General features: G+C 61.4%; 15 protein-coding genes. 8 read left to right on the forward strand and 7 right to left on the reverse strand.

Going from position 1 to position 16,584, the window contains the following annotated elements; genetic code table 11:
- Window position 1: 1 nt before the first annotated feature.
- Window positions 2-3,475, reverse strand: coding sequence for a transcription-repair coupling factor (mfd, locus tag ACSBQV_RS01480; protein ID WP_094143686.1), 3,474 nt, complete (start codon window positions 3,473-3,475; stop codon window positions 2-4).
- A gap of 192 nt (window positions 3,476-3,667) precedes the next feature.
- Window positions 3,668-4,273 carry a serine O-acetyltransferase gene (locus ACSBQV_RS01485; protein ID WP_025302502.1) on the reverse strand — a complete coding sequence of 202 codons (606 nt, stop codon included), beginning with the start codon at window positions 4,271-4,273 and terminating at the stop codon, window positions 3,668-3,670.
- Window positions 4,274-4,409: 136 nt separating this feature from the next.
- Here ACSBQV_RS01485 and ACSBQV_RS01490 point away from each other — a divergent pair, with 136 nt between their 5' ends.
- From ACSBQV_RS01490 to cobB, 6 genes are all read left to right on the forward strand, one after another.
- The gene (locus ACSBQV_RS01490; RefSeq protein WP_143557035.1) at window positions 4,410-4,607 is read left to right on the forward strand and encodes a hypothetical protein; all 198 of its coding nucleotides are present in this window, start codon (window positions 4,410-4,412) and stop codon (window positions 4,605-4,607) included.
- An 87-nt stretch (window positions 4,608-4,694) separates the two neighbouring features.
- A complete protein-coding gene (lolC, locus tag ACSBQV_RS01495) occupies window positions 4,695-5,897 on the forward strand; it encodes a lipoprotein-releasing ABC transporter permease subunit LolC (RefSeq protein WP_099782332.1) in 1,203 nt (400 codons plus the stop codon).
- Window positions 5,890-6,594, forward strand: a complete 705-nt coding sequence (lolD, locus tag ACSBQV_RS01500) for a lipoprotein-releasing ABC transporter ATP-binding protein LolD (RefSeq protein ID WP_004941120.1) — start codon at window positions 5,890-5,892, stop codon at window positions 6,592-6,594. The genes lolC and lolD overlap by 8 nt, the downstream gene beginning before the upstream one ends.
- Window positions 6,594-7,841, forward strand: a complete 1,248-nt coding sequence (gene lolE / locus ACSBQV_RS01505; RefSeq protein ID WP_033642765.1) for a lipoprotein-releasing ABC transporter permease subunit LolE — start codon at window positions 6,594-6,596, stop codon at window positions 7,839-7,841. The genes lolD and lolE overlap by 1 nt, the downstream gene beginning before the upstream one ends.
- A 53-nt stretch (window positions 7,842-7,894) precedes the next feature.
- Window positions 7,895-8,812: an N-acetylglucosamine kinase gene (gene nagK, locus ACSBQV_RS01510; RefSeq protein WP_099782330.1), complete on the forward strand. Its 918-nt coding sequence runs from the start codon at window positions 7,895-7,897 to the stop codon at window positions 8,810-8,812.
- Window positions 8,813-8,903: 91 nt separating this feature from the next.
- Window positions 8,904-9,740, forward strand: a complete 837-nt coding sequence (cobB, locus tag ACSBQV_RS01515; RefSeq protein WP_046899329.1) for a Sir2 family NAD+-dependent deacetylase — start codon at window positions 8,904-8,906, stop codon at window positions 9,738-9,740.
- Window positions 9,741-9,784: 44 nt separating this feature from the next.
- Here the strand turns inward: cobB and potD are convergent, their stop codons facing one another.
- The 5 genes from potD to ACSBQV_RS01540 form a co-directional block, all read right to left on the reverse strand.
- A complete protein-coding gene (potD, locus tag ACSBQV_RS01520; protein WP_033642768.1) occupies window positions 9,785-10,828 on the reverse strand; it encodes a spermidine/putrescine ABC transporter substrate-binding protein PotD in 1,044 nt (347 codons plus the stop codon).
- A 226-nt stretch (window positions 10,829-11,054) separates the two neighbouring features.
- Window positions 11,055-11,837, reverse strand: a complete 783-nt coding sequence (potC, locus tag ACSBQV_RS01525) for a spermidine/putrescine ABC transporter permease PotC (RefSeq protein ID WP_099782328.1) — start codon at window positions 11,835-11,837, stop codon at window positions 11,055-11,057.
- Window positions 11,834-12,694 carry a spermidine/putrescine ABC transporter permease PotB gene (gene potB, locus ACSBQV_RS01530; RefSeq protein WP_099782326.1) on the reverse strand — a complete coding sequence of 287 codons (861 nt, stop codon included), beginning with the start codon at window positions 12,692-12,694 and terminating at the stop codon, window positions 11,834-11,836. Before potB ends, potC begins: the two co-directional genes overlap by 4 nt.
- Complete coding sequence (gene potA, locus ACSBQV_RS01535) at window positions 12,678-13,793, reverse strand: spermidine/putrescine ABC transporter ATP-binding protein PotA (protein WP_047575738.1); 1,116 nt, start codon at window positions 13,791-13,793, stop codon at window positions 12,678-12,680. The genes potB and potA overlap by 17 nt, the downstream gene beginning before the upstream one ends.
- A gap of 8 nt (window positions 13,794-13,801) precedes the next feature.
- On the reverse strand, window positions 13,802-14,092 hold the full coding sequence (locus ACSBQV_RS01540; RefSeq protein WP_127897190.1) for a hypothetical protein: 291 nt from the start codon (window positions 14,090-14,092) through the stop codon (window positions 13,802-13,804).
- A 57-nt stretch (window positions 14,093-14,149) separates the two neighbouring features.
- On the opposite strand from ACSBQV_RS01540, the gene pepT reads away from it, so the two are divergent.
- Window positions 14,150-15,379, forward strand: coding sequence for a peptidase T (gene pepT / locus ACSBQV_RS01545; protein ID WP_099782324.1), 1,230 nt, complete (start codon window positions 14,150-14,152; stop codon window positions 15,377-15,379).
- A gap of 91 nt (window positions 15,380-15,470) precedes the next feature.
- Entirely contained in the window at window positions 15,471-16,559 is a 1,089-nt protein-coding gene (locus ACSBQV_RS01550; RefSeq protein WP_047026341.1) for a malate/lactate/ureidoglycolate dehydrogenase, read from the forward strand.
- Window positions 16,560-16,584: the final 25 nt, after the last annotated feature.

The raw sequence follows: 16,584 nt of genomic DNA on the forward strand, positions 1-16,584 counted from the left end.
CTCAGGCCGCCAGCGTGTGTTCGCGGAACGCGTTCAGCAGCTCTTCGGTGAACGTCAGGCGTTTCTGGCGATCGGCCAGATCGAGCGTGAACTTCAGCTTGCTCGGGCCATCCAGGCGGTAAACCTGCGGATTGCCCTGCAACAGGCCGATCAGATAACCCGGGTCGACGCGGTTATTGTCGCCGAACTCGATAAAGCCGCCGCGCTCGTTGCTCTCGATGCGTTTGATCCCCAGCTTCTGCGCATGCAGCCGCAGCGCTGCGCACTGCAACAGGTTACGCGCCGCGTCCGGCAGTTGACCGAAGCGGTCGATCAGCTCGACCTTCAGCTCATCCAACTCACCGTCGTTCTTCGCGCTGGCGATGCGCTTATACAGCGACAGGCGGGTATTGACGTCGGGAATGAAATCTTCCGGCAGCAGCGCCGGCATGCGCAGCTCCACCTCGGTCTGGCTGTTGGTAAGATCTTCCAGCGACGGTTCGCGGCCGTTTTTCAACGCGTCGACGGCGCTTTCCAGCAGCTCCATGTAGAGCGAGAAGCCGACGGTGGTCATCTGGCCGCTCTGGTCTTCGCCCAGCAGCTCACCGGCGCCGCGGATCTCCAGATCGTGGGTCGCCAGCGCAAAACCGGCGCCGAGGTCTTCCAGCGAGGCGATGGCCTCGAGCCGTTTATGGGCGTCGGTGCCCATGGCTTTCGGGTTTGGCGTCAGCAGATAGGCGTAAGCCTGGTGGTGCGAACGTCCGACGCGGCCGCGCAATTGATGCAGCTGCGCCAGGCCGAAGCGATCGGCCCGCTCGATGATGATGGTGTTGGCGCTGGGAATATCGATGCCGGTTTCAATGATGGTGGTGCACACCAGTACGTTGAAGCGCTGGTGGTGGAAATCGTTCATCACCCGTTCCAGATCGCGTTCGCGCATCTGGCCGTGGCCGATGGCGATGCGCGCTTCCGGCACCAGTTCAGCCAGACGCTGCGCCGCTTTTTCGATGTTTTCCACGTCGTTGTAGAGGTAGTAAACCTGGCCGCCACGCAGCACTTCGCGCAGGATCGCCTCGCGCACCACCAGGCTGTCGTATTCGCGCACGAAGGTCTTCACCGCCAGGCGGCGCGCTGGTGGGGTGGCGATGATCGACAGATCGCGCATGCCGCTCATCGCCATGTTCAGCGTCCGCGGGATCGGCGTGGCGGTCAGCGTCAGGATATCGACGTCGGCGCGCATCGCCTTGATGCGCTCCTTGTGGCGCACGCCAAAGCGGTGCTCTTCATCGACGATCAGCAGCCCCAAATCCTTCCAGCGCAGATCGCTCTGTAGCAGTTTGTGGGTGCCGATGATGATGTCCACTTTGCCTTCGGCCGCGTCGTCCAGTACCTGTTGCTGCTCTTTGGCGCTGCGGAAGCGCGACATCATCTCGATGCGGATCGGCCAGGTGGCGAAGCGATCGCGGAAGTTGTCGAAGTGCTGCTGCGCCAGCAGCGTCGTCGGCACCAATACTGCCACCTGCTTGCCGTTTTCCACCGCCAGGAAGGCGGCGCGCATCGCCACTTCGGTTTTGCCGAAGCCAACGTCGCCGCACACCAGGCGGTCCATCGCCAGCGGCTGGCACATGTCGCTCAGCACCGCGTTGATCGCCTGTTCCTGATCCGGCGTGGTTTCGAACGGGAAGCTCTGGCAGAACAGCTGGTACTGCTCGCGGTTGTGTTTGAAGGCGAAACCGGCCTTGGCGGCGCGCTGGGCGTAAATATCCAGCAGCTCGGCCGCCACGTCGCGCACCCGTTCGGCCGCTTTCTGCCGCGCGCGGGTCCAGGCGTCGCCGCCCAGTTTGTGCAGCGGTGCGTTTTCGTCCGCGCCGCCGGCATAACGGCTGATCAGATGCAGCGAAGAAACCGGCACGTACAGCTTGTCCTCACCGGCGTAGGAGAGGATCAGGTATTCGGCCTTGATGCCGCCGGCCTCCAGCGTGGTCAGGCCGACATAGCGGCCAACGCCGTGCTCCAGGTGCACCACCGGCTGGCCGGGATGCAGCTCCGCCAGGTTGCGGATCAGGGTATCGGTGTTGATGGTGCGCCGGTTGTCCTGCCGGCGACGGCTGACACGCTCGCCGAGCAGATCGCTTTCGCAGATCAGCGCCCGCCGGCGCAGGCCGTCGAGGAAGCCGTGTTCGGCGGCGCCGACCATCATGTAACGGCCCGCGGTTTCCGCCTGATCGAGTCGTTGGATCAAGGCAGGCGCCAGCTTGATGCGGCCGAGCAGATCCTGCAGCGTTTCACGCCGCCCCTCGCTCTCGACGGAGAAGATCACGCTGCCGTCAAAACTTTCAATAAAGCGGCGCAGATTATCCAGCGGGGATTTATGCTGCGCCTGCACCGCCAGATCGGGCAGGGCATGGTAATCCAGATTGGTATTGCCCGCTTTGGCCGGCAGCTCATCGGTTTTCAGCGCGATGCGCGGCCAGGCTTTCAGCTCGCCGAACAGTGCGTCAACGCGCAGCCACAGCGTATCCGGCGCCAGCAGCGGGCGCATCGGATCGACGCGGCGGCTTTCGAAACGCTGGTTGACGTCCTGCCAGAAGCGCTCGGCGGCGCCCTCCAGATCGCCGGTGTTGACGATCAGCGTATTGGCCGGCAGGTAGCTGAACAGCGACGGCAGCGGCTGGCTGAAGAACAGCGGCTGCCAGTATTCGATGCCGGCGGGCCAGGCGCTTTTGCTGACCTGCTGATAGATGTGCTCGGCGTCACGACGCACCTCAAACTGCTCGCGCCACTGGCTGCGGAACAGCTCGATGGCGTTTTTGTCGGTAGGGAACTCGTGGGCCGGCAACAGATTGATGGCCTCGACTTCGCTCAGCGTGCGCTGGGTGTCGACGTCGAAGATGCGCAGGCTGTCTATCTCGTCATCGAAGAAGTCGATGCGGTAAGGCTCATCGCTGCCCATTGGATACAGGTCGAGCAGCGCGCCGCGGGTGGCGAATTCGCCGTGCTCCATTACCTGATCGACGCTGCGGTAGCCGGCTTGTTCCAGCTGCGCGCGCAGTTTGTCGCGCGACAGGCGCTGGCCTTTTTTCATCACCAGCGCATGGCCGTGCAGGAATTCGTGCGGGCAGACGCGTTGCATCAGGGTATTGACCGGCAGAATGATCACGCCGCGGGCCATGGTCGGCAGGTGATACAGGCTCGACAAACGGTCGGAGATGATTTCCTGGTGCGGCGAGAAGCTGTCGTACGGCAGGGTTTCCCAGTCGGACAGGGTGGTCACCATCTGATCGGTGAACTGTTGGATCTCGTCGCGCAGCCGCAGGGCGTTTTGCATGTCCGGCGCGATCAGCATTACCGGGCCAGGGTGACGCTCGACGATCTCGGCGCACTCCACGGCGCAGGCCGCGCCGGTCAGTTGCCCCAGCTGGCGCAGATCGCCCGCGCGATCGGGCAGAGAATAACGGGGGGATGAGGAACGGTTACGGCTATCGGAAGTGCTCATTCAGGTATCTTTAATCAATGTGTTGGATGGCGTCCCGGCACGGATAACCCAGCGCCTTTATGCTGTTTATAGTAGCCCAGCGGCCGGCAAACTGACACCGATAAAAGTGCCCTGTCTCGCAAGTTATTGGGTTGGCATTGCATGCAAGCGCGACGTCAAACAGGCGTCGCGAGGGGCGGAAACAGCGCAAGATTAGCGCTTCTGATATTCGTCAAACGACAGGTAATCCGTATTCAGGACAATCGACGCTTTGCGCGAAATGATTTTAGCCGGTATGCCTGCCACGATGCAGTTGGGCTCGATATCGCTGGTGACTACGGAGTTGGCGCCAATCGTCACATTGTCACCGATGGTGACCGGGCCAACGATTTTTGCTCCGGCGGCAATGGTGACGTTATCGCCGATAGTGGCAACGTCGTCCCGGCTTTTGAAGAGGTTGTTGCCGATGGTCACCCCTTGCAGGATGGTACAATTTTTACCAATTTTGACGTTGGGATGGATGACGATGCCACCGAAATGCGGGATAACCAGACCTTCACCGATGCTGGCCTGATGGGGAATTTCGATGCCATATTTTATTTGCAGGCGCTTCAGATTCTTTACCAGCAGGCGGAAGCAAATTCTCTCAACGATATTGCGTTTCCTGGAATGAAAATCACTGTGCAGCCTCAGCGTGAAAATATAGTTAAAGCCGATGTAGTTCTGTTGGAAAAGGGACTTGATTAGTCTTGCGACGCCGGACTTTCTGCTGGCGCGAAAGAAGTCGGCATAAATTTTATATTTTGTTTCCGTTCTCATTGATTGCCCTTGGGTTTAACCGATAACTATCATCAACTTCGTCAATGTTGGCAGATAGTAACATAGGCCGAAATCGCTGGCGATCCTGTGCGGGAGCCCCAGACTGAAACCCGTCGGATAACGGCATGTGCCAATAATGATGGAAAACGAGGGCGCGGCGGGTGCCCTGCGAGCGACAGGGGCAAATACGATTTCGCAGGCGACACTGTCATTTTCAGAAGAAACTGAGGCGGACCGGCAAAAACATTTTCGGCGACTCACCAAAACAGTCAAGGGTAAACAAGGGGTTATCCGCGATGGAAATGCCGCATGCACATCGATACAAGAATCGTAAAAATCTTTATTTTTCATTTAATTGTTTTCACGGCGACGATATAATCCGTGATCACTTTGCTTAAGCCACGGCTATCAAACGGATTTCATGTATCAACCTGTCGCGTTATTCATTGGCCTGCGCTACATGCGCGGGCGAGCCTCAGACCGCTTCGGGCGGTTTGTTTCCTGGCTTTCCACCATCGGCATTACGCTGGGGGTGATGGCGTTGGTCACCGTGCTGTCGGTGATGAACGGTTTCGAAAAGGATCTGGAGAACAACATTCTCGGCCTGATGCCGCAGGCGTTGGTCACCAGTCCGCAAGGATCGGTCAACCCGCAGCAGCTGCCGGCCTCCGAGGTGCAGAAGCTGCAGGGCGTCACGCGCGTTGCGCCGCTGACCACCGGTGACGTGGTGCTGCAAAGCGCTCGCAGCGTGGCGGTCGGGGTGATGCTCGGCGTGAATCCCGACGAGGCCGATCCGCTGACCCCGTATCTGGTCAACGTCAAGCAGCAACAGCTGCAGCCGGGCCAATACAACATCATCATCGGCGAACAGCTGGCGGGGCAACTCGGTGTCAAGCGCGGCGATTCGCTGCGCGTGATGGTGCCGAGCGCCAGCCAGTTCACGCCGATGGGCCGCATTCCCAGCCAGCGTTTGTTCACCCTCATCGGCACCTTCCACGCCAACAGCGAGGTGGACGGCTATCAGCTGTTGGTCAACCAACAGGATGCTTCGCGCCTGATGCGCTACCCGGCCGGCAACATCACCGGCTGGCGTCTGTTCCTGCAACAGCCGCTGACGGTCGATACCCTCAGCCAGCAGGCGCTGCCGGCGGGCACCGTCTGGAAAGACTGGCGCGATCGCAAGGGCGAGCTGTTCCAGGCGGTGCGCATGGAGAAGAACATGATGGGGCTGCTGCTCAGCCTGATCGTGGCGGTGGCGGCGTTTAACATCATTACCTCGCTCGGCCTGCTGGTGATGGAGAAGCAGGGCGAGGTCGCCATTCTGCAGACTCAAGGGCTGACCCGCCGCCAGATCATGTCGGTATTTATGGTGCAGGGCGCCAGCGCCGGCATCATCGGTTCGCTGCTCGGCACGCTGCTCGGCGTGCTGCTGGCCACTAACCTGAACAACCTGATGCCGATCCTCGGCGCATTGATCGACGGCGCTTCGCTGCCGGTGGCGGTCGATCCGCTGCAGGTGGCGATCATCGCCGTGGTGGCGATGACGGTTTCCCTGTTGTCCACGCTCTATCCTTCATGGCGCGCTGCCGCCGTACAACCCGCTGAGGCTTTACGTTATGAGTAACCATCTTTTGCTGCAGTGTGACAACCTGTGCAAGACCTATCAGGAAGGCAACCTGCACACCGACGTGCTGCGCAACGTCAGCTTTGCCATGCAGCAGGGCGAGATGATGGCGATCGTCGGCAGCTCGGGTTCCGGCAAGAGCACCCTGTTGCACCTGCTGGGCGGGCTGGACTCGCCGACTTCCGGCGAAGTGATCTTCAAGGGCGAATCGCTGAACGCCATGTCTTCGGCGGCCAAGGCCGAGCTGCGCAACCGCCAGCTGGGCTTCATCTATCAGTTCCACCATCTGTTGCCGGACTTCACCGCGCTGGAAAACGCCGCCATGCCGCTCTTGATCGGCGGCGCCAAACCGGCGCAGGCGCAGGAGAAAGCGCGGGAAATGCTGGCGGCGGTCGGGCTGGAAAAGCGCAGCAAACACCGCCCGTCCGAGCTTTCCGGCGGCGAGCGTCAGCGCGTGGCGATCGCGCGCGCGCTGGTCAATAACCCGGCGCTGGTGCTGGCGGACGAACCGACCGGCAACCTCGACAAGCGCACCGCGGACAGCATCTTCGATCTGCTCGGCGAGCTGAACGTGCGTCAGGGCACCGCTTTCCTGGTGGTAACACACGATCTGCAGCTGGCCAAGCGCCTGAGCCGCCAGTTGGAAATGGCCGATGGCCACCTGCAGGCGCAGCTGACCCTGATGGGGGCCGAGTAATGGCGGGAGCCTCACTGTCCTTCCTGACGGCCCTGCGTTTCAGCCGCGGCCGTAAACGCGGCGGCATGGTGTCGCTGATCTCGGTCATCTCCACCATTGGCATCGCGCTGGGGGTGGCGGTGCTGATCGTCGGTCTGAGCGCGATGAACGGCTTTGAGCGCGAGCTGAAGAACCGCATTCTGGCGGTGGTGCCGCACGGCGAGCTCGAGCCGGTCAATCAGCCGTTCAGCGGCTGGCCGTCGATTCTGCAGCGGGTGGAAAAGGTGCCGGGCATTGTGGCCGCCGCGCCGTACATCAACTTTACCGGCCTGATGGAAAACGGTGCTCAGCTGCGCGCGGTGGAAGTCAAAGGTGTGGATCCGCAGCAGGAGAGCCGACTGAGCGCGTTGCCGCAGTATGTGCAGGGCGACGCCTGGGCCAACTTCAAGCCCGGCGAGCAGCAGGTGATCCTCGGCAAGGGCGTGGCCGACGCGCTGGGCGTCAAGCAGGGCGCCTATGTCACGGTGATGATCCCCAACAGCGACCCTGAGATGAAGCTGCTGCAGCCGAAGCGTATTCGCCTGCACGTGACCGGCATTTTGCAGCTCAGCGGCCAGCTCGATCACAGCCTGGCGCTGGTGCCGCTGGCCGATGCGCAGCAGTATCTCGACATGGGTGACAGCGTCACGGGCATCGCTCTCAAGATGAACGACGTGTTCGCCGCCAACAAGCTGGTGCGCGACGCCGGCGAAGTGACCAACGCTTACATCTACATCAAGAGCTGGATCGGCAAGTACGGCTACATGTACCGCGACATCCAGATGATCCGCGCCATCATGTACCTGGCGATGGTGCTGGTGATCGGCGTGGCCTGCTTCAACATCGTCTCCACGCTGGTGATGGCGGTGAAAGACAAAAGCGCCGACATCGCGGTGCTGCGCACCCTGGGCGCCAAAGACGGCTTTATCCGCGCCATTTTCATCTGGTATGGGCTGCTGGCCGGGTTGCTGGGCAGCCTGAGCGGCGTGGTGATCGGGGTGATTGCCTCGCTGCAGCTGACCAACATCATCCGGGGCATCGAGAAACTGGTCGGCCACTCCTTCCTGTCGGGCGATATCTACTTCATCGACTTCCTGCCTTCCGAGCTGCACTGGCTGGATGTGCTGATCGTGCTGGCGACCGCCATCGTGCTGAGCCTGTTGGCCAGTTGGTATCCGGCGAGGCGCGCCAGCCGCATCGATCCGGCGCGGGTGCTGAGCGGACAATAAAACCCACGGGGAGGCAGCGATGCCGCCCCGTTTTTTTAGCCTGGGGATGGGTTATGTACTACGGTTTCGATATGGGCGGCACCAAGATTGAGCTGGGGGTGTTCGACGACAGCCTGCAGCGCATTTGGCAAAAGCGGGTGCCGACGCCGCGCGACGATTATCGGCAACTGCTGGCTACGCTGTGCGAGCTGACCCTTGAGGCGGATGCGTTTTGCGGCCGGCGCGGCAGCGTCGGCATCGGCATTCCGGGCCTGCCCAACGACGATGACGGCACGCTGTTTACCGCCAATGTGCCGGCGGCGATGGGGCGGCCGCTGCCGCGCGATCTGGCGGCGCTGATCGGGCGCGAGGTGCGGGTAGATAACGACGCCAACTGCTTTGCGCTGTCGGAGGCCTGGGACGACGAGTTCCGCCGCTACCCGACGGTGCTGGGCATCATCCTCGGCACCGGCGTAGGCGGCGGCCTGATCGTCGAGGGCAAGACGGTGCCCGGGCGCAACTATATCGCCGGCGAGTTCGGCCATTTGCGCCTGCCGGTGGACGCGCTCGAGGTGCTGGGGCGTGATGTGCCTCGCGTCGCCTGCGGGTGCGGCCATCAGGGTTGCATTGAAAATTACATATCGGGCCGCGGTTTCGAATGGATGTACGCCCATTTTTATGGCCGGTGCTTGCCCGCCACCGAGATCATTGCGCATTATCAGGCGGGTGAGCCGCAGGCCGTGGCGCATGTCGATCGCTTTATGGACGTGCTGGCGATCTGCCTGGGTAACCTGCTGACGGTGCTGGATCCGCACCTGGTGGTGATCGGCGGCGGGCTGTCGAACTTCGACGCCATTTACCAGGCGTTGCCGCAGCGGCTGCCGGCGCACCTGCTGCGGGTGGCTCGGCTGCCGCGCATCGAGAAGGCGCGCTATGGCGACGCCGGCGGCGTGCGCGGCGCAGCGTTCCTCAATTTGGCTCGCCCAACGTAATGGGCGTTGCGGCCAGGCGTGAATGTATACAGCCAACAACGCCGCAACGTTCAGTAAGAAGGGTAAACAGGGAAAAGTAAGGAGAGAGTTAATGCACACTCGCCATCGGCTGTGTCAGTTTCGCAAGAGTAAGCATGTGCTGCATCAGCGCTTTCGTTCACGCATTTTTCACCGTGACACCATGGCGGCGGCCGAGCTGAAAAAGCCGTTTGTGGTGGTGTTGACCGGGGCCGGCATTTCGGCCGAGTCGGGCATTCGCACCTTCCGCGCCGCGGATGGGCTGTGGGAAGAGCACCGGGTGGAGGACGTCGCCACGCCGGAAGGTTTTCAGCGCGATCCGGCGCTGGTGCAGGCGTTTTACAACGAACGCCGCCGCCAGCTGCAGACCGAGGACATTGCCCCGAACGCCGCGCACCGCGCGCTGGCGGATCTGGAAGAGTGGCTGGGGGACAACTTCCTGCTGGTCACGCAAAACATCGATAACCTGCATGAGCGCGCCGGCAGCAAGCGGGTACTGCACATGCACGGCGAATTGCTGAAGGTGCGCTGCACCCAGTCGGGGCAGGTGTTCGAGTGGCCCGGCGATCTCAGCGTCGACGAGCGCTGCCACTGCTGCCAGTTCCCGGCGCCGCTGCGGCCGCACGTGGTGTGGTTCGGCGAGATGCCGCTGGGCATGGACGACATCTACCAGGCGCTGAGCAAGGCCGATTTCTTCGTCGCCATCGGCACCTCCGGCCACGTCTATCCGGCGGCCGGGTTCGTGCATGAGGCGCGGCTGGGCGGCGCCTATGCAATGGAGCTGAACCTGGAGCCGAGTCAGGTGGAAAGCCAGTTCGACGAGAAACACTACGGCCTGGCCAGCGAAGTGGTGCCACGTTTTGTGCACAAATTCCTGGTGGGCAAGGTGGCGCGGGCCGATAAGCCCTAAAGACATCAGGGCGCAATGCGCGCCCTGATGGGATGGCGGGCGTGTTAGCGCCCGGCTTTCAGCTTTTGGAAGTAGCTTTCGTACAGCGTGCTGGCGTCGCCGACGTCGTTTTGCCACTCGCCGTGCTCAATCACCGTCTTATCCGGGTAGAGAGACGGATCGTTGGCGATCTCCGGCGACAGCAGCTTCTTCGCCGCCAGGTTCGGCGTCGGGTAACCGATGGTTTCCGCCACCTGCACCGCGATTTCCGGCCGCAGCAGGAAGTCGATCAGCTTCAGCGCCCCCTCGACGTTGCGCGCGTTGGCCGGAATGGCCAGGCTGTCCATCCAGAAGATCCCGCCTTCCTTCGGCCAGACGATCTCCAGCGGCGTGCCGGCCTGGCGCGCCACGAAGGCCGAACCGTTCCACACCATGCCGACGTTGACTTCCCCTTCCATAAACGGGTTGCCCGGGTTGTCGGAGTTGAAGGCCAGCACGTTCGGCATCAATTTTTGCAGTTCGCGGTAGGCGGCTTCGATCTCTTTCGGATCGGTGGTGTTGCCCGAATAGCCCAGCTTGAGCAGCGCCATCTGGAACACTTCGCGCGCATCGTCGGTCAGCAGCAGGCGGCCTTTGTACTGCGGCTGCCACAGATCGGCCCAGGAGGTGACGGTGGACGGATCCTGCGCGTCGCTGTTAACGCCGATGGCGGTGGCGCCCCAGATGTAAGGGATGGAGTAGTCGTTGTTGGGATCGAACGGCTTGTTCAGCAGGGTAGGATCGAGATCCTTGAAGTGGCTGAGCTTGCTCTTGTCGATTTTTTGCAGCATGCCTTCCTTGCTCATCTTGGCGATGAAGTAAGTGGAAGGCACCACCAGATCGTACGCGCCGTCCTTGTAGGTCTTCAGCTTGGCGTACATGCTTTCGTTGGATTCATAGGTGGAATAAATCACCTTGATGCCGGTTTCCTTGGTGAACTGCTCCAGCAGCCCCGGCGGGACGTATTCAGTCCAGTTATAGAAATACAGCGTTTTGCCGTCAGAGGCGTTTGCAGAGCAGAAACTCAGCGCCATCATCCCGGCTGCGAGCAGATGTGACCACTTTTTCATGCAGCGTATCCTTCAGCAGTAGTGAGCCGAACCCGTATGAGCCGCCGTTTTCGGCCGCGCCATACCCCAGAAAGGGGCCATTATAGGGGCCGGGGCGGGGTGGGTAAAGGCGGTTATCCCAGCGGCAAATCAGCGGGTTAACCGAGTCAGGGCCATCACCAAAGGGCGCTTTCATATCATTGTGGTCAATGAAAGAGACGGGCGCCGCAGCGCCCGGCGGGAAGGATTACTCGGCCTTGGGCGAGCGATCGCGCATCACCCACTGGCTGGCGATCACCAGCGTCAGCGACAGCAGCAGCAAAATGGTGGCCAGCGCGTTAACCTCAGGCGAGACGCCGACTTTCACCATCGAATAGATCTTCAGCGGCAAAATCTCGTAGCTCGGCCCGGTGACGAAGGAGGAGACGACCACGTCGTCCATCGACAGGGTGAAGCTCAGCAGCCAACCGGCCGCCACCGCCGGCATCGCCAGCGGCAGAATGATTTTGCGCAGGATGGTGAACTCGCTTGCGCCGAGATCGCGCGCGGCTTCCAGCATCTTCACGTCGAAGCCTTTCAGGCGCGCGTAGACGGTCACGACCACGAACGGCAGGCAGAAAGTGATGTGCGAGAACAGCAGCGACCAGAAGCCGAGCGAAATGCCCAGCAACATGAACAGCACTAGCAGCGAGATGGCCATCACGATGTCCGGCGACATCATCACCACAAACAGCATGCCGCCGACGAACGGTTTGCCGCGGAAGCGGTAGCGGTACAGCGCCACCGCGGTCAGCGAGCCGATCAGCGTGGCGAAGGTGGCGGAGAGCACCGCCATGGTCAGCGAGTGGCCCGCCGCCTGCAACAGGCTGTCGTTGTTGAGCAGCGTGCTGTACCACTTGGTGGTGAACCCTTGCCAGTTGATGCCAAAGCGCGAGGCATTGAAGGAGTTGATGATCAGGATGACGATCGGGATATACAGATAGGCGTATACCAGCGTCATAAAGCCGCCGCGCAGCAGACGTCCGATCATGCCAGATCCTCCTTCTTGTTCAGCAGGCGGGCGGCCCGATAATAGACCAGCAGCAACAGCCCCATCACCAGCGTCAGGCAGATGCTGGTGGCCGCGCCGAACGGCCAGTCGCGGATATTGAGGAACTGGCTTTTAATCACGTTGCCGATCAGCAGGTTTTTGGCTCCGCCCATCAGATCGGCGACGAAGAACAGCCCCATCGCCGGCAGCACCACCAGCAGGCAGCCGGCGATAATGCCCGGCATGGTCAGCGGCACGATGATGCGGATAAAGGTTTGGAGCTTGCTGGCGCCGAGATCGCGCGCCGCCTCCAGGCAGGATTTATCGAGCTTTTCGATGCTGGAGTAGAGCGGCATCACCATAAACGGCAGCAGGATATACACCAGGCCGAGGATCACCGCTTCCGAGGTGTACATGATGCGCAGCGGCTTGTCGATGACGCCGATCCACAGCAGCGCGTCGTTGAGATAGCCGCGGGTGCTGAGAAACAGCTTCAGGCCGTAGATGCGGATCAGCGAGTTGGTCCAGAAGGGCACGATCAGCAGAAACAGCAGCAGCGGCCGCACCTTATGCGGCAAGCGCGCCAGAATAAAGGCGAACGGATAGCCGATCACCAGGCAGCACAGGGTGGCGATCAGCGCCATGTTCAGCGAGTGCAGCAGCACCTGGGCATACAGCGGATCGAACAAGCGCCGGTAGTTATCCAGCGTGAACACCATCTGCACCAGGTTGGCGTCATCACGGGTCAGGAAGCTGGCGCCGATGATCATCAGATTCGGCATGAACACGAACAGCAACAGCCAGGCGACGACGCCGACGATCACCACATTCTGGAAGACTTTACGCGATTTCTTCATCGGCCAGCACCACCTCCCAGCTTTCGACCCAGGTCACCGCCATCTTCTGATTGAGCGAGTGATCGACGTCCGGATCGTCTTCGTTGAAGAACTCGCTGACCATCACCGTTTTGCCGTTCTCCAGCTCGACCACCGATTCCAGCGTCATGCCTTTGTAGTTGCGCTCACGCACGTAACCGATCAGCCCGTCGTGCTGCGCGCTGTCGTTCACTTCTTCCACCCGCAGATCCTCCGGGCGCAGCAGCACCTTGAGCTTTTGGCCCGGTTCTACCGGCAGATCGGCATAGATGTCGCACTCGCGGCCTTCCACATTGGCGCGCACCCGCTGCGGATCGAGGCGTTGCAGGACCACCGCGTCGAAGATGTTGATCTCGCCGATGAAGCTGGCGACGAACAGGTTTTTCGGTTCTTCATAGATCTCACGCGGCGTGCCGTCTTGCTCGATGCGGCCTTCGCGCATCACCACGATGCGATCCGACATGGTCAACGCTTCTTCCTGATCGTGGGTGACGAACACGAAGGTGATGCCCAGCTTGCGCTGCAGCGCTTTCAGTTCGTTCTGCATCTGCTTGCGCAGCTTGTAGTCCAGCGCCGACAGCGATTCGTCCAGCAGCAGCACTTTCGGCTTGTTGACCACCGCGCGGGCGATGGCCACACGCTGCTGTTGGCCACCGGAGAGCTGGCCCGGCCGCCGCTTGGCGAAGTCGTCCAACTGCACCATGCGCAGCGCCTCTTCGACGCGCGGCGTCAGTTCGGCCGCCGGCACCTTTTGCATGCGCAGGCCGAAAGCGACGTTGTCGAACACCGACATGTGCGGAAACAGGGCATAGCTCTGAAACACGGTGTTGACGTGGCGATGCTCGGCCGCAATGGCGGTGATGTCCTGGCCGTCGAGCGCGATGCGGCCCCGATCGGCGTCTTCCAGACCGGCAATCAGGCGCAGCACCGTGGTTTTGCCACAGCCGGAGGGGCCAAGAATGGTGAGGAATTCGCCGTGATTAATCGTCAGATCCAGATCGGAAATGATGGTTTTGCCATCGAACGCTTTGCTCAGGGCATGCAGTTCAACAAGGGGGGCTCGAGAGGATGTCTCAGTCATTTATCGTCTTACTCTATCCCGTGGGCTAATGCAGATAGAACCGCAACTGGAAAAGACTGCCGGAGCTTGCGGGCATGCCCGCGATTCAAAAGAAGCTCAAACCAGTTGCGCCAATGGAAATTTTTCGAGCGCGCATGATAGACGCTGAATGCCGGAATTGAAAGCCGATCCGGCCCAGATGCCGCGTTTTTCATCATGATAGCGACAAATGACCCTGTGATGACAGCGTTATTTCCCTCTGAAATCATCACAAAGATTAATGATATTGGCGAATTCTGGTTAAAAATGACCTGACGCAATATTTGATCCTGATCGGTTCAGCATAATGAAACGCGATATTCTGAGGGGCCGCTACCATGGATAAATTACTTGACCGCTTTTTCAACTACGTCTCTTTCGACACCCAGTCCAAAGCGAACGTAAAGCATGTGCCGAGCACCGACGGGCAGTTGAAGCTGGCGCGTGCGTTGCAGCAGGAAATGATCGCGCTCGGCTTCGAGCGGGTGTCGCTCAGCGAGCACGGCTGCGTGATGGGCACCTGGCCGGGCAACGTCGCCTGGCCGGTGCCGGCGGTCGGTTTTATCGCCCATCTGGATACTTCGCCGGATTTCAGCGGCAAACACGTCAATCCGCAGATCGTCGAGAACTATCGCGGCGGCGATATTGCGCTCGGTATTGGCGATGAAGTGCTGTCGCCGGTGATGTTCCCGATCCTGCACCAGATGTTGGGGCAGACCCTGATCACCACCGACGGCAAAACGCTGCTGGGCGCCGACGACAAGGCCGGCATCGCCGAGATCCTCACCGCCATGGCGCGCCTGCGCGCGCGCAAAATCCCGCACGGCGACATCCGCGTGGCCTTCACCCCGGATGAAGAGGTGGGCAAGGGGGCGCAGCTGTTCGACGTGGCGGCCTTCAATGCCGAATGGGCTTACACGGTGGACGGCGGCGGCGTCGGTGAGCTGGAGTGCGAAAACTTCAATGCCGCCTCGGTGACGATCAAAATCCTCGGCAACAGCGTGCACCCCGGCAGCGCCAAGGGCGTGATGGTCAACGCGCTGTCGCTGGCTACCCGCATTCATCAGGCGCTGCCGGCGGACGAAACGCCGGAGACCACCGAGGGTTACCAGGGCTTTTACCACCTCAGCAGCATCAAGGGCAGCGTGGAACGCGCCGAAATGCACTACATCCTGCGCGACTTCGAGCGCGAGGGATTCGAGGCGCGCAAACGCAAGATGGTGGAGATCGCCCGCGAGGTCGGCAAAGGCCTGCCGCGCGATTGTTATATTGAAGTCAGCATCGAAGACAGTTATTACAACATGCGCGAACAGGTGGCGGAGCATCCGCACGTGATCGCGCTGGCGCAGCAGGCAATGCGCGACTGCGACATTGAACCGGTGATGAAACCGATCCGCGGCGGCACCGACGGCGCGCAGCTGTCGTTCCGCGGCCTGCCGTGCCCGAACCTGTTCACCGGTGGCTACAACTACCACGGCAAGCACGAATTCGTGACGCTGGAAGGCATGGAGCAAGCGGTGGCGGTAATTATGCGCATCGCGGCGCTGGCCGCCGAGCGGGCGCGGTAAAACGGGACGCTTGCGATTATCATAATCGCTTGCCGCAACAAGGCGTTGCTCATAGTGTGGAAGCCCATTCCCCACGCATAAGGACCGCATGATGAGCACCGAATTCCGCATCGCCGGCTCGCATTTGACGCAGTTCGTTCAGGCGATTTGGCGCCAGGCCGGCAGCACGGCGCGCGAAGCCGAGCTGGTGGCCGATCACCTGGTGCAGGCTAATCTGGCCGGGCACGATTCGCACGGCGTCGGCATGATCCCCAGTTACATGGCATCGTTGGCGCAAGGGCAATTGCAGCTTAATCAACATGCCGAGGTGGTGCGCGACGCCGGCGCGGTGCTGACGCTCGACGGCGCGCGCGGCTTCGGCCAGGTGGTGGCCAGCGAAGCGATGGCGCTGGGCATTGAGCGCGCCGGTAAACTGGGCCTGGCGGCGGTGGCGCTGCACAACGCGCACCATATCGGCCGCATCGGCCATTGGGCGGAACAGTGCGCCCGCGCCGGTTTTATCTCGATTCACTTCGTCAACGTGGTGGGCGATCCGATGGTGGCGCCGTTCGGCGGCAGCGATCGCCGCTTCGGCACCAACCCGTTCTGCGCCATTTTCCCGCGGCCGGGCCGCACGCCGCTGCTGTTGGATTTCGCCACCAGCGGCATCGCCTTCGGCAAGACCCGGGTGGCCTATAACAAAGGCTTGTCGGTGGCGCCGGGCTATCTGATCGACGAACACGGGCAACCCACCACCGAACCGAAGGTGATGCACGAAGCGCCGTTCGGGTCACTGTTGCCGTTCGGCTTGCACAAAGGCTATGCGTTGGCGGCGATGTGCGAGATCCTCGGCGGCGCGCTCTCCGGTGGCCGCACCACCCACGACGCCACGCTGAAAGCCGACAGCGACGCCATCTTCAACTGCATGACGACCCTGATCCTCGATCCTCAGGCCTTCGACGCCCCGCAAATGCAGGCCGAGGCCGAAGCGTTTATCGGCTGGGTGAAGGCATCGCCGCCGAGCGGCGAACAGCCGATCGCGGTGCCGGGAGAATGGGAAGAGGCCAACCGCGCGGCGCGGCTGGAGCAGGGCATACCGATAGACGCCAATACCTGGCGGCAGATTTGCGCGGCGGCGGAGCAGGCGGGCATGGCGAATGAAGCGCTGGCCGGTTTTCGCGCGCAGGCGCGGCAGGCATAAAAAAAGCCACCCGATAGGGTGGCTT

It is taken from the genome of Serratia sp. B501, from assembly GCF_051172315.1.
Classification (GTDB): domain Bacteria; phylum Pseudomonadota; class Gammaproteobacteria; order Enterobacterales; family Enterobacteriaceae; genus Serratia; species Serratia ureilytica.